Origin of the sequence: Flavobacterium sp. S87F.05.LMB.W.Kidney.N, assembly GCF_004366435.1 — a bacterium.
In the GTDB taxonomy this organism is placed as follows: domain Bacteria; phylum Bacteroidota; class Bacteroidia; order Flavobacteriales; family Flavobacteriaceae; genus Flavobacterium.
Genome location: NZ_SODX01000006.1, coordinates 231,624 through 251,688, shown reverse-complemented (window position 1 = coordinate 251,688; position 20,065 = coordinate 231,624). Strand labels below are relative to the sequence as shown.

The window sequence follows — 20,065 nt, the reverse complement described above, 5'->3', positions numbered from 1 at the left end:
TCAAAATGAGAAAGGCTTTAAAAAAAAACTAACTTATTATTTTTTTAGAATTTGTATGTTAAACCAAATGTAGCAGTACTGAAGAAGTTGTTGAAAACATTTAAATTTGCATTAAAATCAGAAACGGCTTTACCACCTTTATACTTATTAGTATCATAAGCTAAAATATCAGTTAATCCAAAATTAATTGCAAAACTGTTAGATACAAAATAATTGATTCCTAGACCTGCACCAAATCCAACTCCTGAATATTTAGCTTCACCCTCTTTTCCGGTATTTAATCCAACTCCAGCTTCCGCATAAGTTTTAAATCTTTGACCAAGATCTAAGAAATAATAACGTCCAAAAACTCCAACATTGAAATTTGAGTTTTTATCAGCATCTGTTCCAGCTACTTTTTTCTTATCAGAACCAATCCCTAAATCAAGTCCAAGAGCAAATTTATCTGTTAAAAAATAACCAGCCTTTGGATTAAATTCAAAAGAATTAGTTTTAACATCTGTGTTTTTGTCATTGTTTGTTGAGAAACCTAAATTACCTTCTAAAAGAATGTTTCCTTTAGAAAATCCATATGATCCAGAATCTTGTGCATTAGCAGCGCTAAATCCCATTACTGCAATAGCAGCTAAAATTAATTTTTTCATGTTTTATATTTTTTAATTACAAAACACAAAACTAAGATTAGACTTACAAAATATAATCCACAATAAGTTTAAAAAGTATCAGAATAAGACAGAAAAAAAGGACTAAATAGAAATCTGATAATCAAGTATCTAAAAGACTTTTCAATGTTTTTTTGTTAAGAAAAATGAGTTTCGGTGGGAATTTTATTAATTATTTAATCCAAAATATAAGGCAATAAAATGCTAAATAAGTAGTTTTGAATTTTAAATAACGTTTAAAATACCAAACTTTAAAAACATTTTTTATGAAAAAAATACTTTTAGCAGCTGTTTTGTTCATTGCAACATCAGCTACAATCAACGCTCAATTTGTACAAATCGGGGTTAAAGCAGGGGTTAACTTTGCGAACCAAACTGGAGGTTCTGACTTTGATGGAATTTCTGTTGACAAAGAAGGTATTACAAGTTACCATGCAGGTCTTGTAGCAGAACTTAAATTATTAGAAAAATTCTCAATTCAGCCAGAGCTTTTGTACACTACACAAGGTGCTACCTATAAAAATGCTGTTTCAGAATTTAAAAACGAAATGGGTTATATCGCTATTCCAGTAATGGCAAAAATCTACATGACTAAATCGCTTAGTTTAGAACTTGGCCCGCAAGCTTCATTCCTTGTAAGTAAGAAAAAGGAATTTGATGTTGCAGATCCAAAAACATTTGACTTTTCTCTTAACGCAGGTTTAGGATTAAAAGTTGTTGGAGGTCTTTTTGTTCAAGCTCGCTACGGAATAGGTTTGACTGAGATTTCAGAAGAAGCTGATTTTAAAAACTCTGTATTCCAACTTTCAGCTGGATACATGTTCTAAAATATATCACATACTTTTATAAAAACCGCTCTATTAATTGGAGCGGTTTTTTTATTTTTACAAAGTTCAATGGCAATGGCAAATCAATGGCAATGTCAACACATAATTACACAAAAAAATAAATATGAAAATCTGCATTATCAACGGACCCAATTTGAATCTTTTAGGAAAACGCGAACCAGAAGTTTACGGAAGCCAGACTTTTGAAGATTATTTTGAGACGCTGCAACAAAAGTTTCCAAATATTGAACTTTCATATTACCAAAGTAATATTGAAGGAGAATTGATTGGAAAAATTCAAGAATGCGGTTTTACATACGACGGAATTATTTTAAATGCGGGCGCTTACACTCATACCTCAATTGGTTTAGGCGATGCGATGAAAGCTGTGACAACTCCTGTAATCGAAGTTCACATTTCTAATACTTATGCACGTGAAAGTTTCAGACATCAATCGTATTTATCTGGAAATGCTAAAGGTGTTATTTTAGGTTTTGGCTTGAAAAGTTATGAGCTGGCAATTCAGTCGTTTTTATAATTTTAAACTAAACACCACCACCACAGTATGGTATAGGAAAGTGGTTTCGACTCCGCTCAGCCTGACAGTGCAAACAAAACTGAATCTCTTTAATTTAACATATTATTAATAAGCTCATTTTCAAGTTCTTTTATTTTTGTAAGAGAAACCACTTACATGAAAAACTTTACATTATTTGCCTTTTTAATTTTTTCAATTTCCAATTTTGCCCAAATCAAAGGAACTGTAACCGATGAAAAGGGAAATCCACTGCCGTTTGTTTCTATTTTTGAAGAAGGGACTTATCGAGGAACCACTTCAAATGAACAAGGCAAATACCAATTGCAGGTAAAAGAAATTGGTAAAAACCGAATTGTCTTTCAGTATTTAGGTTTTAAAACACAGAAAATCACAATTTCTCCAGATTCAAATACAACTTTAGATATAAAAATGGAGGAAGAAAGCTTCTCTCTAAATGAAGTTGTGATTGATCCTAAAAATAATCCCGCAAATGCCATTATAAAAAGTGCAATTACCAACAAAAAAGAAAACTCCGATAAAACAGGAAGATATACAGCCGACTTTTATTCTAAAGGAATGTTTAAGGTTAAAGATCTTCCTAAAAAAATCTTAGGTCAAAAAGTTGATCTTGGTGAGGACATGGCATCCAATTTAGATTCTACCGGAACAGGAATTTTATATTTATCTGAAACTGTTTCTAAAATTACTTTTGAAAAACCTGAGAAGTTAAAGGAGAGAATTATAGCTTCGAAAATTTCAGGAAACAATCGTGGATACAGCTACAATACTGCTGCTTTATCAACTTACGATTTTTATGATAATACACTCGACTTTGATGTTAAAATGATTTCTCCTATTGCAGACAATGCTTTTAATTACTACAAATACAAACTCGAAAGTAGTTTTTACGACGACAATAAACAGCAGATTTATAAAATTAAAGTGACTCCAAAACGCGACAAAGAACCTGTGTTTGAGGGTTACATTTATATTGTTGATGACAGTTTTGCTATTTATGCTATAAACCTAGAAATTAAAGGCTATCGCATGAAAAATGAGTTTACCGAAGTAATGAATCTAAAACAGAGTTTCAGCTATAATGTAAAAAATAAAATCTGGTCTAAAAATGCACAGACACTTTCGTTTAATGCGGGTATTTTTGGAGTAAAATTTTCTGGGAACTTCAATTATGTTTATTCTAATTATGAATTTCCATCTTCTTTCGAGAAGAAAACTTTTGGAAATGAAATTGTTTCTTTTGAAGCAAATGCCAATAAAAAAGATGACGCATTCTGGAACGAAATCAGACCAATTCCGTTAACTATTGAAGAAAGCACTGATTATAGTAAAAAAGACAGCCTCTTAGTAATTCGAAAATCAAAAAAATATACGGATTCTACTGATGCTAAAAATAATAAGTTTAAAGTTTGGGATATTTTAATGGGCTATGACTATAAAAATACGTTCAAAAAATATTCTTTCAATTATCAAGGTTTACTGAATATTTCCTCTTTGAGTTTTAATACCGTTCAGGGATTTAATTTGGATTCTGGTTTTTCATTTAAAAAAGAAAATGAAGAAGAAGGAAAAACAACCTCTCTTGGTACCACTTTTAATTATGGTTTTTCAGATCAGCGATTTAGAGTTGTTGGACAATTTAGTCATAAATTCAACAATATAAATTATGCAACATTGGGAGTTACGGGAGGAACAAAAGTTGCGCAGTTTAACAGTGCGGAACCTATTACTAAATTGGTCAATTCTATAAGTTCTTTATTTTTTAAAGACAATTATATGAAGTTGTATAACTTAGAATATGCACAGGTAAATTATTCGCAAGACGTTTTAAATGGCGTTAATCTGTTTGCAAAAGTGGCTTATGAACAGCGAAAACCTCTTTTCAATACAACTGATTATTCTTTCTTTAAAAGGGATGATCTATATTCTTCAAACAATCCTCTTGCACCAAATGATTTTACTACGGCGCCATTTGAACAGCATAATTTGTTTAAAGTTGGTCTCAATGCCAGAATTAACTTTGGAAATAAATATATTTCAAGACCTGACGGAAGATATAATTTTAAAGATGATAAATATCCGACTGTAGTTTTAGGTTTCGAAAAAGCTTTTGCTGCAAGCGAAAAGAAATACGAATTTGAAAGAATCGGCGCTTCTGTACAATATGATTTACGACTTGGAAATAAAGGTCTTTTAGGCACTAATTTTAGAGCCGGGAAATTCTTTAATGCCGAAAATATTTCTTTTATAGATTACAGACATTTCAACGGAAACCAAACTCATATCGGTACAAGCGGCCGCTACTTAAATGTTTTTAATTTAATGCCATACTACGCCAATAGCACAAATGACAGTTATTTTGAAATGCATCTAGAGCACAATGACACAGGATTTATTATGAATAAGATTCCATTACTAAATCTGTTAAAATCTACGATGAATATTGGTTTTCACTCGCTGGCGATTCCAGATCGAAAACTTTATACGGAATTCACTGTTGGTTTGGATAATTTAGGTTTCGGTAAATTTAAATTATTTAGAGTGGATTACGTACATTCTTATCAAGGAGGCATTCAACAAAATGGTGTTGTGTTTGGATTGAAGATTTTGAATGTGTTGGACTAAGGTTCTGAGGTTCTAAGATGCTAAGATACTAAGTAAAATAATTGAATGTTCTCGACGTCGCTCAAACTGACAAACATCACAAAAAAAATCCGTTTATTCCCGAAGGAGAATAAACGGATTTAAATTTAATCTTTGTCAAAGTTTTAAACTTTGACAAAGGTATGTATATAAAAAACTTAGCATCTTAGAACCTTAGCACCTCAGAACCTCTAACAATGATAATCATCTGGCTCTATGTGGATTAAAACATTTCCTAACTGTGGAATTTGTTCTTTTAATGTATCTTGTAATTGGTGTGATAAATCGTGTCCTTCTTTTACTGAAATTGCAGCTGAAACTATTGCGTGCAAATCTACGTGATAGCGCATTCCTGCTTTACGAATGAAACATTTTTCTGTTCCCAAGATTCCGGGAACTGTCAAAGATACTACACGAATCTCTTCTACTAAATCATCATTTAGGTTTTCATCCATGATTTCGCCAAGCGCAGGTCTGAAAATTTTATAACTGTTATACAGAATAAAAAACGCAGCAAAAAGTGCTGCCCAATCATCTGCAGATTCGTAGCCTTTTCCCATAATCAAGGCGATCGAAATTCCGATAAACGCTGCCACAGAAGTTATGGCGTCACTTCTATGATGCCACGCATCAGCAGCCAATGCTGAACTATTTGTTTGTTTACTGCGTTTCATTACCAAACGAAAAGAATATTCTTTCCAGATAATAATAGCGCCTAGAACATATAATGTCCAAGATTTAGGTAAATCGTGTGAAGTCCCAATATTGGCAATACTTTCATAACCAATAATTGTTGCCGAAGTAATTAAAAATCCGACCACCAAAAATGTAATTAAAGGTTCTGCACGACCGTGGCCGTATGGATGATTTTCATCTGCCGGTTTATTAGAATATTTGATTCCGAATAACACGAGACACGAGGAAAATATATCCGTAGTCGATTCGATGGCATCTGCAATCAAGGCGTATGAATTGCCAAAAAAACCTGCGAGACCTTTTACTAGGGCCAGGCAGGTATTTCCAGCTATACTAAATAGAGTAGCTTTTATAGCTTTTTGTTCATTTGTCATTTAGACTATTTTTTTCGCCGCGAATTCACGAATATTTGATAATCTTGAAGATTTAAATTCGTGAATTTGCGGCTAACTTTCTTTAAGCTCTCACTATTTTTGCACCGATTGCTCTTAAACGCTCGTCGATACGTTCATATCCACGGTCAATTTGTTCTATATTTTGAATTGTACTTGTTCCTTTTGCAGAAAGTGCCGCAATCAATAATGAAATTCCCGCACGAATATCAGGAGATGACATAGTTGTTGCTTTCAATTGAGATTCAAAATTATGCCCCATAACCACAGCTCTATGCGGGTCACATAACATGATTTTCGCTCCCATATCGATTAACTTATCCACAAAGAACAAACGGCTTTCGAACATTTTTTGATGAATTAAAACATCTCCTTTTGCCTGAGTTGCCACAACCAAAACGATACTCAATAAGTCAGGCGTAAATCCTGGCCAAGGTGCATCTGCAATTGTTAAAATAGAACCGTCGATATCTGTTTTTACTTCGTATCCGTCTTTGTGAGCTGGAATGTAAATATCGTCGTTACGTTTTTCAATTGTAATTCCCAATTTTCTAAATGTATTCGGAATCAAACCTAAATTTTCCCAGCTTACATTTTTGATCGTGATTTCGCTTTTTGTCATAGCCGCAAGACCAATCCAAGAACCAATTTCGATCATATCCGGAAGAATAGTGTGTTCGCATCCTCCAAGGCTTTCAACACCTTCAATAGTCAGTAAGTTAGAACCAACTCCAGTGATTTTTGCTCCCATAGAGTTTAGCATTTTACACAATTGCTGTAAATATGGTTCGCACGCAGCATTGTAAACTGTAGTTTGTCCTTTTGCTAAAACAGCAGCCATTACAATGTTTGCCGTTCCGGTTACAGAAGCCTCGTCTAAAAGCATATCTGTTCCCTGAAGTCCTCCTTCGGGAGTTTCTACTCCGTAAAAATGATCTTCTCTGTTATATCTGAATTTTGCTCCAAGGTTAATAAAACCTTCAAAGTGTGTATCTAATCTACGACGGCCAATTTTATCTCCTCCTGGTTTTGGAATATAACCTTTTCCGAAACGAGCCAAAAGCGGTCCAACAATCATAATAGAACCACGAAGCGCTCCACCTTCTTTTTTGAAAGCTTCGGTTTCTAAATATCCAACATTAACTTCATCGGCTTGAAATGTGATAGAACCTGGTTCGTTACGTTGAATTTTAACCCCTAAATTACCCAATAGAGTGATTAATTTATTGATGTCAATAATATCGGGAATATTATTAATTTTTACTTTATCCCCCGTTAGAAGCACGGCACATAAAATTTGTAATGCCTCGTTTTTTGCTCCTTGCGGAGTGATTTCTCCTTTTAAAGGAGTTCCTCCTTCGATTTTAAAAATTCCCATAGATTTTTTTTAAGGTTCTAAGGTTCTGAGATTCTGAGGCTCTAAGGTTTAGCTAAAATCTTAGCAACTTAGACGCTTAGTATCTTAGCAACTTCTTCTATTTTTGATTATTGTTTTTTTGAAATGTTTTTTTTTGGCCTCCTTTATTGTTTTTGTTGTTTTGAATTTTTGGCTGTCCAACAGATGCTGTTTTATTAGACATACGTTTGTTGGTACGCATTAAATCTGTTGTGTTCAACAATTCTTCTGTGCTGTGAAGCAAGTTTATTTTTCCACCAGACAATTCATATAAATGCTCAAAAATCACATCATCTTTGACTGTGTCTTTGTTCCAGCTTAAGAAAGATTTTTTCATGTGGTTGGCAATTACCATAACCAATGCATTTTTCATTTCTCCATCTTCCCACTTATTAGCAACATCGATCATGTATTTGATATTGTTACCATAAAATCTGTATTTTGGAAAGTTCTGCGGATATTGCAGCACATCTGGTTTTAGTTCCAAAACTTCTCTTGACGGAATAGGATATGGCGATTCTACATTCAGTTTAAAATCAGACATTATAAAAAGCTGATCCCAAAGTTTATGTTGAAAATCTGGTACATCGCGCAAATGCGGATTCAAACTTCCCATAACCTGAATGATATATTTCGCCGCTTTATTGCGTGTTTCATCATCTTCTATTGCGGTAGCCTGATCGATCAATTTTTGTAAATGACGACCATATTCCGGAATAATCAAACGCTGTCTTTCAGAATTATATTCTAAGTTAAAAACAACGTCATTTGCGACTTCTTTTTTATATTTTTCGACCATAAGTTATAATGAAACTATACCTTCTATTGTAGAAACTTCTTTGTATTTACTAATCACATCATCTGAACTGTTCATAGTAACATCTACAGAAACGCTGGTAAATTTACCCGTTTTAGATTTTGTTGTTTTAATAACCGCTCCCATTCTATCAAAAGCTTTTTCAACTCGCTCCACATTATCCGCAACAGATGGCACAATAAATTTATACAAATATTCTGCTGGCCAAGTGTTTGCGTTATCTAGCTCTAATTTTAATCTTTCGTAAAATTCGGCGGTATTTTTTTCTTTATCGTTCTCCATTCGTAATTAAAAATAAACGCAAATATACGTTTTTGATTTCAGATATTAGATTTTAGATTTTAGATTTTTTCTATTGTAAAGACAGCTGTTTTTTCGCCACCAAATTCACTAATTTACACTAATTATATTATTGCAAATCTCTTGATTAAATCGCACTAGTTTTTGACTGCTTTTACAATTTAAATTCGCAAAAATTCGCAAAATTCTTGACAAAACTTTATATTTGAAATATTTCGCAACTCTTCGACTTTGCAAAATTAAAATACCTTACAATGAAAAAAATCATCTTCTTCCTTTTTACAATCTGTACTTTTTCCAACATTAAAGCGCAAGAAATCAAAACGCTGACTTATTTCCAGAACGATACTTTAAAACTAGACTTAGATTTATATCTGCCGAAGAAAAAATCTAATGAAAAAATTCCGTTGATCCTATTCGCTTTTGGCGGTGGATTTTCTGGCGGAGAGCGTACAAGCGAAAAAGAGTTCGGCAAATTTATGGCTCAAAATGGCTATGCCGTTGCCAGCATTTCGTACAGTTTATATATGAAAGGAAAAGATTTTGGATGTAAAGGAACTTTAACCGAAAAAATAAAAGCAATCCAAATTGGCGTGAGCGATATGTGGCAGGCGACTGGTTATTTAATCGAAAATGCCGATAAATACAATCTGGATACTTCTAAAATATTTATTTCTGGAATCAGCGCGGGTGCAGAAATTGGATTTCATGCTTCTTTCTGGGATTATAAATTAATGAATTTATATAAAAACAATCTGCCTGAAAATTTTAAATACAAAGGTTTTATTGGAGGCTCGGGAGCAATTCAGGATATTAATTTAATTACAAAAGAAAAAGCAATTCCCATGTTATTAGCGCATGGAAGTAATGACGATACGGTTCCGTATAATGCTGGTTCGCATCGCTCGTGCCCGACAAATGCTTCGGGCTGGCTGATTCTTTTTGGTTCTTATGCCGTTTACAATCATATGCAGGATTTACATAAAGATGTTGAACTAATTACTTTTTGCGGGGGCGGACATGAATTCTCCGGTTATCTTTTCCATGAAGGACAGCAGTATGTTCTTGATTTTGTGAATGATGTTTTAAACGGTAAAAAGTTTCAATCGCATTTGATTGTTCCTTCTAAAAAAGGAAAAGGTTCTGGGAAGTATTTGTTTTGTGAGTAATTAATTTTAAACCAAAATATGAAAATTGATTATAATAATTTTGAAATAGAAGTTTTTGACGACCAAAATTACACTTTGAATTCACCAGAAAATTCATTTCATTATCAAAAAGTTTATTTCGAAGGAAAATATCAAGAGAAAAATTTTTACTCAACCAGCAAGCATGCAATTGTTATTAAAAAAAATGAAGCAGAAATTTCAAGCGCAATAATATGCGCAACTGGAGGAGCAACCGGAATTTATGAGAATTCATTTATTATTGAAGATAAAAAAATATGGATTCGCGTTTGTAATACATTATATTGTTTACAAATTCCTTCACTTGAAATTGTCTGGCATAAAGAATTTGATTTTGCCACAAACTTTGGTATTTACAAATTAGAAAAGGATTTTATTATTTATGGCGAGGTAGAAATATTTAGAATTACAAAAGAAGGAGAAATAGTTTGGCGCTTCGGAGGAAGAGATATCTGGGTAAATCTTGAAGGCAAAAACCCTTTTAATATTGAAAGTGATAAAATACGTCTAATTGATTTTGAATCGAACGAATATGTTCTCGATTTTAATGGAAAACAAATTGAAGACAACCAAAGAGTCGTTCTTCCTAAAGTCAAAAGAAAATGGTGGCAAATATTTGGCTAAAGCCAAAATATAAAAAGCCTTTAAATTCGTTGGTTAAAACCAACGGCAATTCATAAATCAATTTAATTTATTCCAAAATTGCTCCAGCGGAGCAAAATATGTATAGCAAATTCAATTTTCACACCAATCAAAAGCTCCAGCGGAGCGACATATAAACTATTTAAATTATGTCGCTCCGCTGGAGCTTTATATTTATCGTGTATATTTTTTCTATAAATATATCGTACCTATCGGGACTTTAAAAATAAGAACTTTTGTTTATCAAAATATCAAATCTTTCGTTTCTGATAAATATTCTTTTTAATTACGAATAAGTTTAGGTAAATTTGCGCTTTATTTTTAGAATAGTGCAAAAAGAAATCATAGTCTTACTTGGCGGTCCTGGTACTGGAAAATCAACACTTATTAACGAATTGGTAGCTCGTGGCTTTTGCTGCTATCCTGAAATCTCTAGACAGGTAACCATGAAAGCTCAGCAGGAAGGTATCGAACAACTGTTTTTAGAACAACCGCTTTTGTTTAGCGAAATGCTTCTGGAAGGCCGCATCGAACAATACCAAAATGCTCTTGAAGAACCTGATAATGTAGTTTTTATAGACAGAGGAATTCCCGATGTTGTAGCCTACATGGATTATATTGGAGATGAATATCCAGAGCGTTTTACAAAGGCTTGTGAGGATTATAAATATTCTAAAACTTTTATTCTGCCGCCTTGGGAAGAAATTTACCAAAGCGATACAGAGCGTTACGAAAATTTTGAACAAGCGGTTAAAATTCAGGAACATCTTATTGAAACCTATAAAAAATATGGTTACGAATTGATTGAAGTTCCAAAAGATACGGTTGAAAACAGAATTCTTTATATCTTAGATAAAATTTAGCGACGCGTTTTTAGCTGTAAAACTAGAACCTGTTTTCTGAATTTTTAACTTTAAAACTAAAGCAATGCTCGGAGCACAGGATATTCTTCTAAAATACTGGAAACACGACAGTTTTAGACCGTTGCAAAAAGAAATTATCGATTCTGTTCTTGAAGGACAGGATACTTTTGCTGTGCTTCCGACCGGGGGCGGAAAATCGATTTGTTTTCAGGTGCCCGCGATGATGCAGGAAGGAATCTGCTTGGTAATTTCTCCTCTTATTGCATTGATGAAAGATCAGGTAATGAATTTGCAGAAGCGGGAAATTAAAGCGATTGCTCTTACAGGAGGTATCCATACAGAAGAAATCATAGATCTTTTGGACAACTGCCAGTTTGGTAATTATAAATTCCTTTATCTTTCGCCAGAGCGTTTACAGTCGGATTGGATTTTGGAGCGAATCAAAAATCTTCCTATAAATTTAATCGCTATTGATGAGGCACATTGTGTTTCGCAGTGGGGTCACGATTTTAGGCCGGCATATCTTAAAATTTCGGAATTGAAGAAATTCTTTCCGAAGATTCCTTTTTTAGCTTTGACCGCAACGGCAACTCCGAGGGTTATTGAAGATATTAGAACGCAGTTAGAATTAAAAAATCCGAGACATTTTCAACAATCTTTTGAGCGAAAAAATATTGCTTACATGGTTTTTGAAGTCGAAGATAAATTATACCGTACGGAACAAATTCTTAAAAAAAATCCGCAGCCTTCTATAATATATGTCCGAAACCGCAAATCTTGTTTGAACATTTCTTCGCAATTGCAATCTTTAGGTTTTACGGCGACGTATTATCACGGCGGACTTTCGTCTAAAGAAAAAGACAAAAACATGCAGTTGTGGATGTCGGAGCAAGCGCAGGTTATCGTGGCTACAAATGCTTTTGGAATGGGAATTGACAAAGACAATGTTAAAACCGTTATACATACCCAGCTTCCAGAAAATTTAGAAAATTATTACCAAGAATCTGGAAGAGCGGGACGAAATGGCGAAAAAGCTTTTTCAGTTTTACTCTACAATAATTCTGATGCAACACAAACAGAACAGCAGTTTTTAAGCATTCTTCCCGACAAGAAGTTTCTAAAAACAATGTATATCAAACTTTGCAACTATTTTCAAATTGCTTACGGAGAAGGTTTAGATGATTCTTTTTCGTTTAAACTGAATCATTTTTGCAACAAGTACGACTTCCCTACCCTTAAAACATACAATGCTTTACAATTTTTGAATCAGCAGGGAATTATTACGATGTCGCAGGAATTCTCTGAAAAAATCAATATTCAGTTTTTGATTGAATCCAAAGAAGTAATTCGATACATGAGTTTGAATCCGAATGACGAGGAAATTATACTGGCAATTTTGAGAACTTATCCAGGAGTTTATGAGGTAAAATCAAATCTGAATCTGGGATTGATTGCTAAAAAATCGAATCGCTCTGAAGAGCAGGTTACAGCACTTTTAGAAAAATTAAAAGAAAAAGAAATTATAGAATACAAATCTAAAAACAACGACGCTACTATATTATTTAATGAAGTCCGCGAAGACGACCATACTATAAATAGAGTTTCGAAATATTTAGAGAAGCAAAATCAAGTAAAAAAAGAACAGCTTTTGTCTGTTTTGCATTATATAAAAGATTCTAAAACCTGTAAAAACAGATTGGTTTTGGATTATTTTGGTGAAGAAACAAATGAAAACTGCGGTATTTGTTCGTACTGCATTACCCAAAAAGGAAAAATAACAGAAGCCGATTCGATTGCTGATAAGATTCTATCTTTACTCAAAACTGCTTCTTTGACTTCGAGAGAAATTGAAAACCAAATAAAAATGGATACCAAAGATATTATTTCGGTTCTTCAGGAATTACTCGAAAACAATCATATTATCATACAAGCGAATAATAAATACACTTTAAAATTATAATGGAGAAATTGAAAATTATATTTATGGGAACTCCAGAATTTGCTGTAGGCATTTTGGATACCATTATAAAAAACAACTATGATGTTGTCGGCGTAATAACAGCTGCAGATAAACCAGCAGGACGCGGACAAAAAATAAAATATTCGGCTGTAAAAGAATATGCGCTTGCCAACAATTTGAACTTATTACAGCCAACTAATTTAAAAGACGAAAATTTCTTAGCAGAATTGAAAGCTTTAAATGCCAATTTACAAATTGTAGTTGCGTTTAGAATGCTGCCAAAAGTAGTTTGGGAAATGCCAAGCTTAGGAACATTTAATCTTCACGCTTCCTTACTTCCAAATTATCGGGGTGCCGCTCCTATTAACTGGGCGATTATTAATGGAGAAACTAAAACTGGCGTTACGACTTTCTTTATTGATGACAAAATTGATACTGGCGCCATGATTTTAAATTCTGAAATCGCAATTGAGCCAGAAGAAAATGCAGGACAATTACACGATAGATTAATGCATTTAGGAAGTTCTACCGTAATTGATACTTTAAAAGTTATTGAAAACGGAAATGTAACTACTACTATTCAAGAAGATAGTGCAGAAATCAAAACGGCTTATAAATTGAATAAAGAAAACTGCAAAATAGATTGGACAAAATCTGGAGCAGAAATCAATAATCTAATTCGAGGCTTGAGCCCGTATCCTGCTTCTTGGTGTTTTTTAAAGGATCAAAATGAAGAGCTGAACATTAAAATATACGAGGCAAAATTGATTTCGGAACCCCATTCTTACGAGGTTGGAAAATTAATTAGTACTAAAAAAGAAATCAAGATTGCAATAAAAGATGGCTTTATTCAGTTATTAAGTCTACAATTTCCAGGAAAAAAGAGAATGCTTGCTTCAGAAATATTAAATGGAGTCAGTTTTTCAGATGTTGCAAAAGTGTATTAAGGTCAGTAAAACAGGGGTTTGCACCTGTTTTTGATCGATAAACAACACTCTTTATGAACAAAAAAAGCAAGTTATCAACAATTTTTGCTAAAATTAAAGAAAACACTTGCACGCAACGGATTTCCTACTAAATTTGTGTATTAACAATTTTTTTTAACCAACAATTAATAACTAATTATTATGAACAAATCAGAATTAATCGATGCTATCGCTGCTGATGCAGGAATCACAAAAGCTGCGGCGAAATTAGCTTTAGAGTCTTTTTTAGGTAATGTAGGAACTACTTTGAAAAAAGGTGGAAGAGTTTCATTAGTAGGTTTCGGATCATGGTCAGTATCTTCAAGAGCTGCTAGAGACGGTAGAAACCCTCAAACAGGAAAAACTATCAAGATCGCAGCTAAAAATGTTGTAAAATTCAAAGCTGGTGCTGAATTAGAAGGTGCAGTGAACTAAGTAAGAAAGTTCTCTAAACTTATAATATAATTAAAACCTTCCTCGTGGAAGGTTTTTTTTTGCGGTTTAACGATTTTTTTTGTGATTTTAATTTTTTTATGATTAAATTTAATAAAAATTGTAACCGTATGATTTCAGAAAAATTAAAAAAAGGACACCTGCTTATTGCCGAGCCTTCAATAATTGGAGATTTATCATTTAACAGATCGGTAATTTTATTAGCAGACCATAACAAAGAAGGATCAATAGGTTTTATCATTAATAAACCATTAAAATACACTATTAATGATTTAATTCCTGAGATTGATGCCAACTTTAAGATATATAACGGAGGCCCAGTTGAACAAGACAATTTGTACTTCATTCATAATATTCCAGATTTAATCCCGAATAGTGTCGAGATTTCTAACGGAATTTATTGGGGAGGAGATTTTGAATCAACTAAAGACCTAATAAATGACGGATCGATTAGCAAAAATAACATTCGTTTTTTCTTAGGCTATACCGGTTGGGACGAAAATCAGCTCGAAAATGAAATGCAGGGAAACTCTTGGATCATTGCCGATAATAATTACAAAAATAAAATTATCGGAAAATCTACTACCCATTTTTGGAAAGAGCAGATTATTGAGCTGGGAGGCGATTATCTTATATGGTCTAATGCACCCGAAAATCCATATCTGAATTAATTTTCAGAAATGGATTCATTCAACTTCTGCACTAGTAAATGAGCCAGATTTGTTACAAACTCCTTTTTTCGATATTTGGTTATCGGCTGTATTCCCATGACTACATTTGTCATGAATAATTCGTCTGCTTTTTGAAGATCAAACGGCGAAATTATTTCCTCAGAAATTTCTATGCCTTCTACTTTTTTAGCCAATGCTAAAATTTGTTTACGCATTATTCCGTTTAAAGCTCCTTCTGAAACTGGAGGCGTAACCAGCTTTTTACCAACAACCATAAAGATGTTTCCTTGAAGTGCCTCTACCACATTCTTACTGTCATTCAATAAAATACAATTGGCAAGATCATTTTCATGTGCATATATACTTCCCGTAATATGAATCATCTTATTAGTCGTTTTAAGAGACGATAATAATTGTTTGGTTACGTAGAAATCTTTATACAAATCTACTTCGTATTCGTTTGTATTTATCGCGTAAGAGACATTTTCAAGTGGCGCTGCTTTGATTAAAAAAGAAATTTCATTGGTTTTTGGAAGATATAAACCGCCGTCATTTCTAAAAACAGTAATTCTAGCTCTAGCCGAAGAGGAAATACCTTGCTCTTTTACTAAATTAAGGATTTGCTCTTCGAAATATTCCATTGTAAAATTCATTGGAATCATCATTCTAACCACGCGCATAGAAGCCATTAATCTAAAATAATGATCTTCAAGAAACAAGATTTTTCCATTGATTATTTTTACTGTTTCAAAAATGCCGTCACCGTATAGAAAAGCGCGATTTTGAGTTAATATATTACTATCTTCCTGCGCTATATTTCCGTTAAAATTAATCATAAAAAAACCCTGAATTTTGTTCAGGGCAAATATAAGGTATAAAATAGACTTTTACTAAACAGATCCTATAAGATGTTTTAGATCTGAGATTTGATTCTCCCACAATTGTTTAGCTTCGCCAATTTCTTCTTTTTCAGCAAAATCAACTACCATAAGCGAAACGTCTTTAGTCAATTCATCGACTAAAATATGAAGTTCGAAAAAGTATTCAGTATCCTTACTACTTTCATCTACCCATTTAAACTTAACTTTTTCTCCTGTTTTTTTTGAAGCCAAGCGTGCTTTTTCCTGCGAATCATTCCAGATGAAAGTAAAAAATTCACCTCTTGAATTAACATTGTCAGCAAACCATTCTGATAAACCTGACGGAGTTGATATATATTGATACAATAATTGCGGCGAAGAATTGATCGGAAACTCGATTTCGTAACGTATTTTTGAATCCATGTGCTACTTTTAATTTTTTCGAAATATAAGAATATATGTCCAAAAACAATGCGTTTTTAAAAATATTTTTTTTTCTTCAAAATATTCTTGTACGCTTTAATATTATTTCTATCTTTGCACCCGCAATCAGGAATTCATGATAGCAGTCCAGGCGAGGTAGCTCAGTTGGTTAGAGCGCAGGATTCATAACCCTGAGGTCACGGGTTCAACTCCCGTCCTCGCTACAAAAAGGCAAAACCCTTAAACAGAAATGTTTAAGGTTTTTTTATTTAAAACAACTTCTCAATTAATGAAAATCTCTACTAAAGAAATTACAAAAACACATTAGTAAAGCATTCAGAATGTAAACAATAAAAAACAAACCTCAGGTTAAAGAAAACCATTTTTAATATACAATCTACAAACTATTCATTGGATAACAATCGTCATAATATAGATTTTTAATGTTGCTCAGATCAATATTAGATATTTGGTTTCTTATTATTTGAGCCTCCTTTAACTGATTGTAAAATCTATTCCCATTTATAAGTTCTATAGAAAATTGTTCTGCTACAGAATATACTCCTCTCTGAAAATCAGAAGCACATACAAACATTCCTGTTTTATATCCGCTTATCATTAATGCCCCCAATAAAGATCTTATCTGTTCTAACTTAATTTTATTCTTCGATCTTTTAACTTGTATGCCTACAGTTAAATCATCTTTTATCAAAATAACATCTATTCCACCATCATTTGAATAACCAGTACAAATAGTCTGATATCCAAAATCTCTATAAACATCTGCAACTAATTCTTCAAAAAGTCTTGGATTTACATTAAACCTATTTTCATAATTTCTCACTAAATAATTTCTTACTTCAGACAAGGGCAAATTTGACTTATTGTAATCTAAGTTTTTCAACGATCCATTTAAACCAAAGAAAACATCCCACATTTGCCACTCAGCACCCATCCAATATCTTTCCAAAATTTTCCACCATCCACAAACCAAACAACTTCCTAAAATTGTGCTATCATAGTTCAAATCCGAAATAATTCTGAAATAATTTTTATCAAAACTTCCATGAATATTCTCCATTATTATTCTATGTCCATTAAATCGACGTTTAATATCACTTAAACAAACATCTAAAATTTGATCAATTTTTTGAATTGAAAGTTCAGTTTTACAGTAAATACATTTAGTATTATGTCCGCAGTCGGATGTGAATTTTGGATTTATAAAATCAAGATACATGACGTTTACTAATTTAAAAACAAAGGATTTAATTCATGTAATGCAATACAAAAATAATGTAAATACTTAAGTAATAAACTTCATAAAACCCAAAACAGCAGAAACCAATTCCCACAAAATACTTAGTACTTTAAAAGTCAAGTCATTTAAAAAAAACAAATAATATTATTTAAATTTCATAACCTTAAGATCATAAGTACAACTCCCGTCCTCGCTACAAGATAAAAAACACCACTTATTCAAGTGGTGTTTTTTTTGTTATAATACTTTGCAATAGAAGAAAATTTGTAGTTTACATTTGGTACAAGCGCAATTAAAAATACTATTTTTGCAAAACTTAAGTAATATACACAATATGGATATAGTTAAATTTAAAATCACATCAAAAACGATTAAAGTAGAAGTACGCAATTCGAATAATTATGTTTTTAATTTTAATACTGCCTTAGATATTGCAAAAGAAGACAAAGATGTTTTATTAAAACTCTATAATGCATTGGATCTTCTGTTTAAGAAAGAAACTCCTGCTGAAGTAAAAAACTACATTTCGCCTAACCAGACCAATATACTGGACCAAATTTCTGCTGTCGAAGATATTGATGGTGAGAAATAAGCAATCAATAACTTGCTGCCAATACTTTTTATTAGAAATAAAAAAGAACTTGATTTTCTGTAACATTTTCCAATAACAGCGTCAAAATATAAAATTAAATTACGGTTCTTTGTAACTTATTACATTCTTGATATCAAATTCGTGTTTTTTGAATGCAATAATAGTAAGACCAATGAGTTGTTATTAGTTAAACAAGTCGCGATATTTTCGTTATGGACAATAAAAAGTTTATTCTTAGTTTGAAAAAAGGGAATGAAGCCGCTTTTAAAGAGGTTTACTTCACTTACTACGATAAACTGATAAATATTGCCAAACGTTTTAATCTGACAGTCCTTACTCCCGAGGACTTTGTTCAAGAAAGTTTTTTACGACTCTACAATAAAAGAGAACTGCTCAACGAGGATGTTCTATTGGACAAGCAATTGTACACTATCTGCAAAAACATTATTCTCAATCACATTAACAGAGAAAATAAAATAGTTCAGCTTGACTCTTTTCAAGCTGATATCTTGGAAGAGCAAGATTCCGATTCTGGAATTTTTGAAGAAAGACAAGAAAAACTACAAAACTTCATCAATCAGCTTCCGGAGCAGCAGCAAAAAATATTTACTTTACACAAATTGGAAAACCTTAGCTATAAGGAGATTGCAGCAATTACAGATCTTTCTGAAAAGACCATTGCCAATCATATTTATCTCGCCAGTAAATTTATTCGAAAAAAAATCGAAAACCATTAGGAACTTTTCTGTTCTCGTTTGTTATATATAAAAACAAGAACAAAAAATGCACATTGAAGCGTATAAAACAAATGTTAGAACTAAAAAAGATGCCAGCTTAATTGTGGTGCTTTTGCAGTTCATTATTTCCGATTGTATTATATATTTTGATTTCAAAAATCGCGAGAGAATTCTAAGAATCGAAACCAACAGAGACATTAAGGAAATGGTTTATGGTGTTTTTAATAAACAAGGATTTTATTGCCAGAAACTCTAACACCAAAAAAAATGGACAAGGAAAATTTAGACGAAGAGTTTAAAAAGTTATGGAATGAAACTCCATCTTCTCATTCAGAAAGCACTAAAGAAGCTTCTTGGGAAGAATTCCAAGCAAAAGCTTTTCCTAAAAAACGAAAAATTAAACTTTGGCGCTATTATGCAGCGGCATCTGTTTTACTTTTTGTTCTTATTGGAACTGGAATTTATTTTAACAATAACTCTGTAACAGAAACAGCTGTTCTGGCAGGAAATGTAATTGAGAATACTACCCAGAAAATAAAATATGTAGTCCTGCCGGATAATTCAAAAGTAGAATTAAGTCCGAATTCTAAAATTTCTTATGGAGATAATTTTGCTTCAAACAGAAAAATTGAAATTGATGGTGAAGCTTATTTTAAAGTTAAAAAAGACAAACAGCATCCTTTTCAGGTTTTTTGTAACGAAACAACAACAACTGTTTTAGGAACTTCTTTTATAGTAAAAGAATCAAATCGAAAAGAAGTAACGGTTGAATTGTATGAGGGAAGTGTCCAAATGAACGTAAACGGTCAAGAACAAAAATGGATTCTAAAACCTGGCGAGAAATTTATTTACGGAAATCAAACTGCAGCAGTTACTGCATTCAGCCGTTTTATAGATTTTGACAATGCTAAATTAAGCGCTTTAGGAACTTATGTCGAAGAAAATTATGGTTACAAAGTAAATATCCCTCAAGAATATTCTACTCAAAAAATTACCATTCGAATCAACAAAAAAGAAGATTTAAATACAATTGTACAATTAATAGCAGAAATGTATAACCTAAATTTTGAAATAAATGAAGATCTAAAACAGATTACTTTTCAATAATAAACAAAAAAGGATGTAAGCCGCGAAACTACACATCCTCCTCTTAATCAGGATA

22 protein-coding genes and 1 tRNA gene are annotated in these 20,065 nt (G+C 32.5%); 15 read left to right on the top strand and 8 right to left on the bottom strand.

Going from position 1 to position 20,065, the window contains the following annotated elements:
• Positions 1 to 44: 44 nt before the first annotated feature.
• Positions 45 to 644, bottom strand: coding sequence for an outer membrane beta-barrel protein (locus tag EDB96_RS18310; protein WP_134142479.1), 600 nt, complete (start codon positions 642 to 644; stop codon positions 45 to 47).
• A gap of 284 nt (positions 645 to 928) precedes the next feature.
• On the opposite strand from EDB96_RS18310, the gene EDB96_RS18305 reads away from it, so the two are divergent.
• The 3 genes from EDB96_RS18305 to EDB96_RS18295 all read left to right on the top strand — a co-directional run bounded on the left by EDB96_RS18305 (position 929) and on the right by EDB96_RS18295 (position 4,670).
• Positions 929 to 1,489: a porin family protein gene (locus tag EDB96_RS18305; protein ID WP_134142478.1), complete on the top strand. Its 561-nt coding sequence runs from the start codon at positions 929 to 931 to the stop codon at positions 1,487 to 1,489.
• A 124-nt stretch (positions 1,490 to 1,613) separates the two neighbouring features.
• Entirely contained in the window at positions 1,614 to 2,027 is a 414-nt protein-coding gene (aroQ, locus tag EDB96_RS18300) for a type II 3-dehydroquinate dehydratase (RefSeq protein ID WP_057117743.1), read from the top strand.
• 156 nt (positions 2,028 to 2,183) lie between these two features.
• Positions 2,184 to 4,670 carry a DUF5686 and carboxypeptidase regulatory-like domain-containing protein gene (locus tag EDB96_RS18295; RefSeq protein ID WP_134142476.1) on the top strand — a complete coding sequence of 829 codons (2,487 nt, stop codon included), beginning with the start codon at positions 2,184 to 2,186 and terminating at the stop codon, positions 4,668 to 4,670.
• A gap of 209 nt (positions 4,671 to 4,879) precedes the next feature.
• On the opposite strand, the gene EDB96_RS18290 is transcribed toward EDB96_RS18295, so the two are convergent.
• The 4 genes from EDB96_RS18290 to EDB96_RS18275 all read right to left on the bottom strand — a co-directional run bounded on the left by EDB96_RS18290 (position 4,880) and on the right by EDB96_RS18275 (position 8,271).
• The gene (locus EDB96_RS18290; RefSeq protein ID WP_134142475.1) at positions 4,880 to 5,758 is read right to left on the bottom strand and encodes a cation diffusion facilitator family transporter; all 879 of its coding nucleotides are present in this window, start codon (positions 5,756 to 5,758) and stop codon (positions 4,880 to 4,882) included.
• 82 nt (positions 5,759 to 5,840) lie between these two features.
• Positions 5,841 to 7,154, bottom strand: a complete 1,314-nt coding sequence (murA, locus tag EDB96_RS18285; protein ID WP_057117740.1) for a UDP-N-acetylglucosamine 1-carboxyvinyltransferase — start codon at positions 7,152 to 7,154, stop codon at positions 5,841 to 5,843.
• 97 nt (positions 7,155 to 7,251) lie between these two features.
• The gene (locus EDB96_RS18280; protein ID WP_057117739.1) at positions 7,252 to 7,971 is read right to left on the bottom strand and encodes a DUF4290 domain-containing protein; all 720 of its coding nucleotides are present in this window, start codon (positions 7,969 to 7,971) and stop codon (positions 7,252 to 7,254) included.
• Between the two features lie 3 nt (positions 7,972 to 7,974).
• Positions 7,975 to 8,271, bottom strand: coding sequence for a DUF493 family protein (locus EDB96_RS18275; protein WP_026727611.1), 297 nt, complete (start codon positions 8,269 to 8,271; stop codon positions 7,975 to 7,977).
• A 272-nt stretch (positions 8,272 to 8,543) separates the two neighbouring features.
• Between EDB96_RS18275 and EDB96_RS18270 the strand changes: the two genes are divergently transcribed.
• From EDB96_RS18270 to EDB96_RS18240, 7 genes are all read left to right on the top strand, one after another.
• Positions 8,544 to 9,458, top strand: a complete 915-nt coding sequence (locus tag EDB96_RS18270; protein WP_134142474.1) for an alpha/beta hydrolase family protein — start codon at positions 8,544 to 8,546, stop codon at positions 9,456 to 9,458.
• Positions 9,459 to 9,476: 18 nt separating this feature from the next.
• Complete coding sequence (locus EDB96_RS18265) at positions 9,477 to 10,100, top strand: hypothetical protein (protein WP_057117737.1); 624 nt, start codon at positions 9,477 to 9,479, stop codon at positions 10,098 to 10,100.
• 347 nt (positions 10,101 to 10,447) lie between these two features.
• Entirely contained in the window at positions 10,448 to 10,981 is a 534-nt protein-coding gene (locus EDB96_RS18260) for an AAA family ATPase (protein WP_057117736.1), read from the top strand.
• A 64-nt stretch (positions 10,982 to 11,045) separates the two neighbouring features.
• A complete protein-coding gene (locus tag EDB96_RS18255; protein WP_134142472.1) occupies positions 11,046 to 12,941 on the top strand; it encodes an ATP-dependent DNA helicase RecQ in 1,896 nt (631 codons plus the stop codon).
• Entirely contained in the window at positions 12,941 to 13,888 is a 948-nt protein-coding gene (gene fmt, locus EDB96_RS18250; RefSeq protein WP_134142471.1) for a methionyl-tRNA formyltransferase, read from the top strand. The genes EDB96_RS18255 and fmt overlap by 1 nt, the downstream gene beginning before the upstream one ends.
• Positions 13,889 to 14,068: 180 nt before the next feature.
• Entirely contained in the window at positions 14,069 to 14,341 is a 273-nt protein-coding gene (locus EDB96_RS18245; protein ID WP_008464760.1) for an HU family DNA-binding protein, read from the top strand.
• Between the two features lie 128 nt (positions 14,342 to 14,469).
• Positions 14,470 to 15,030, top strand: coding sequence for a YqgE/AlgH family protein (locus EDB96_RS18240; RefSeq protein ID WP_134142470.1), 561 nt, complete (start codon positions 14,470 to 14,472; stop codon positions 15,028 to 15,030).
• On the opposite strand, the gene EDB96_RS18235 is transcribed toward EDB96_RS18240, so the two are convergent.
• Both EDB96_RS18235 and EDB96_RS18230 read right to left on the bottom strand, forming a co-directional pair.
• Complete coding sequence (locus EDB96_RS18235) at positions 15,027 to 15,866, bottom strand: aminotransferase class IV (protein WP_134142469.1); 840 nt, start codon at positions 15,864 to 15,866, stop codon at positions 15,027 to 15,029. The two genes, EDB96_RS18240 and EDB96_RS18235, sit on opposite strands and share 4 nt — an antisense overlap.
• Before the next feature lie 54 nt (positions 15,867 to 15,920).
• A complete protein-coding gene (locus tag EDB96_RS18230; protein ID WP_134142468.1) occupies positions 15,921 to 16,313 on the bottom strand; it encodes an START-like domain-containing protein in 393 nt (130 codons plus the stop codon).
• Positions 16,314 to 16,463: 150 nt separating this feature from the next.
• Between EDB96_RS18230 and EDB96_RS18225 the strand changes: the two genes are divergently transcribed.
• A tRNA-Met gene (locus EDB96_RS18225) sits at positions 16,464 to 16,537 on the top strand.
• A 173-nt stretch (positions 16,538 to 16,710) separates the two neighbouring features.
• On the opposite strand, the gene EDB96_RS18220 is transcribed toward EDB96_RS18225, so the two are convergent.
• A complete protein-coding gene (locus tag EDB96_RS18220; RefSeq protein ID WP_134142466.1) occupies positions 16,711 to 17,553 on the bottom strand; it encodes a restriction endonuclease in 843 nt (280 codons plus the stop codon).
• Positions 17,554 to 17,908: 355 nt separating this feature from the next.
• Between EDB96_RS18220 and EDB96_RS18215 the strand changes: the two genes are divergently transcribed.
• From EDB96_RS18215 to EDB96_RS18200, 4 genes are all read left to right on the top strand, one after another.
• Entirely contained in the window at positions 17,909 to 18,166 is a 258-nt protein-coding gene (locus EDB96_RS18215; protein WP_057117730.1) for a hypothetical protein, read from the top strand.
• Positions 18,167 to 18,378: 212 nt separating this feature from the next.
• Positions 18,379 to 18,903: an RNA polymerase sigma factor gene (locus EDB96_RS18210; RefSeq protein WP_134142465.1), complete on the top strand. Its 525-nt coding sequence runs from the start codon at positions 18,379 to 18,381 to the stop codon at positions 18,901 to 18,903.
• Between the two features lie 46 nt (positions 18,904 to 18,949).
• Entirely contained in the window at positions 18,950 to 19,159 is a 210-nt protein-coding gene (locus EDB96_RS18205; RefSeq protein ID WP_057117728.1) for a hypothetical protein, read from the top strand.
• Between the two features lie 11 nt (positions 19,160 to 19,170).
• Complete coding sequence (locus EDB96_RS18200) at positions 19,171 to 20,010, top strand: FecR family protein (RefSeq protein WP_134142464.1); 840 nt, start codon at positions 19,171 to 19,173, stop codon at positions 20,008 to 20,010.
• Positions 20,011 to 20,065: the final 55 nt, after the last annotated feature.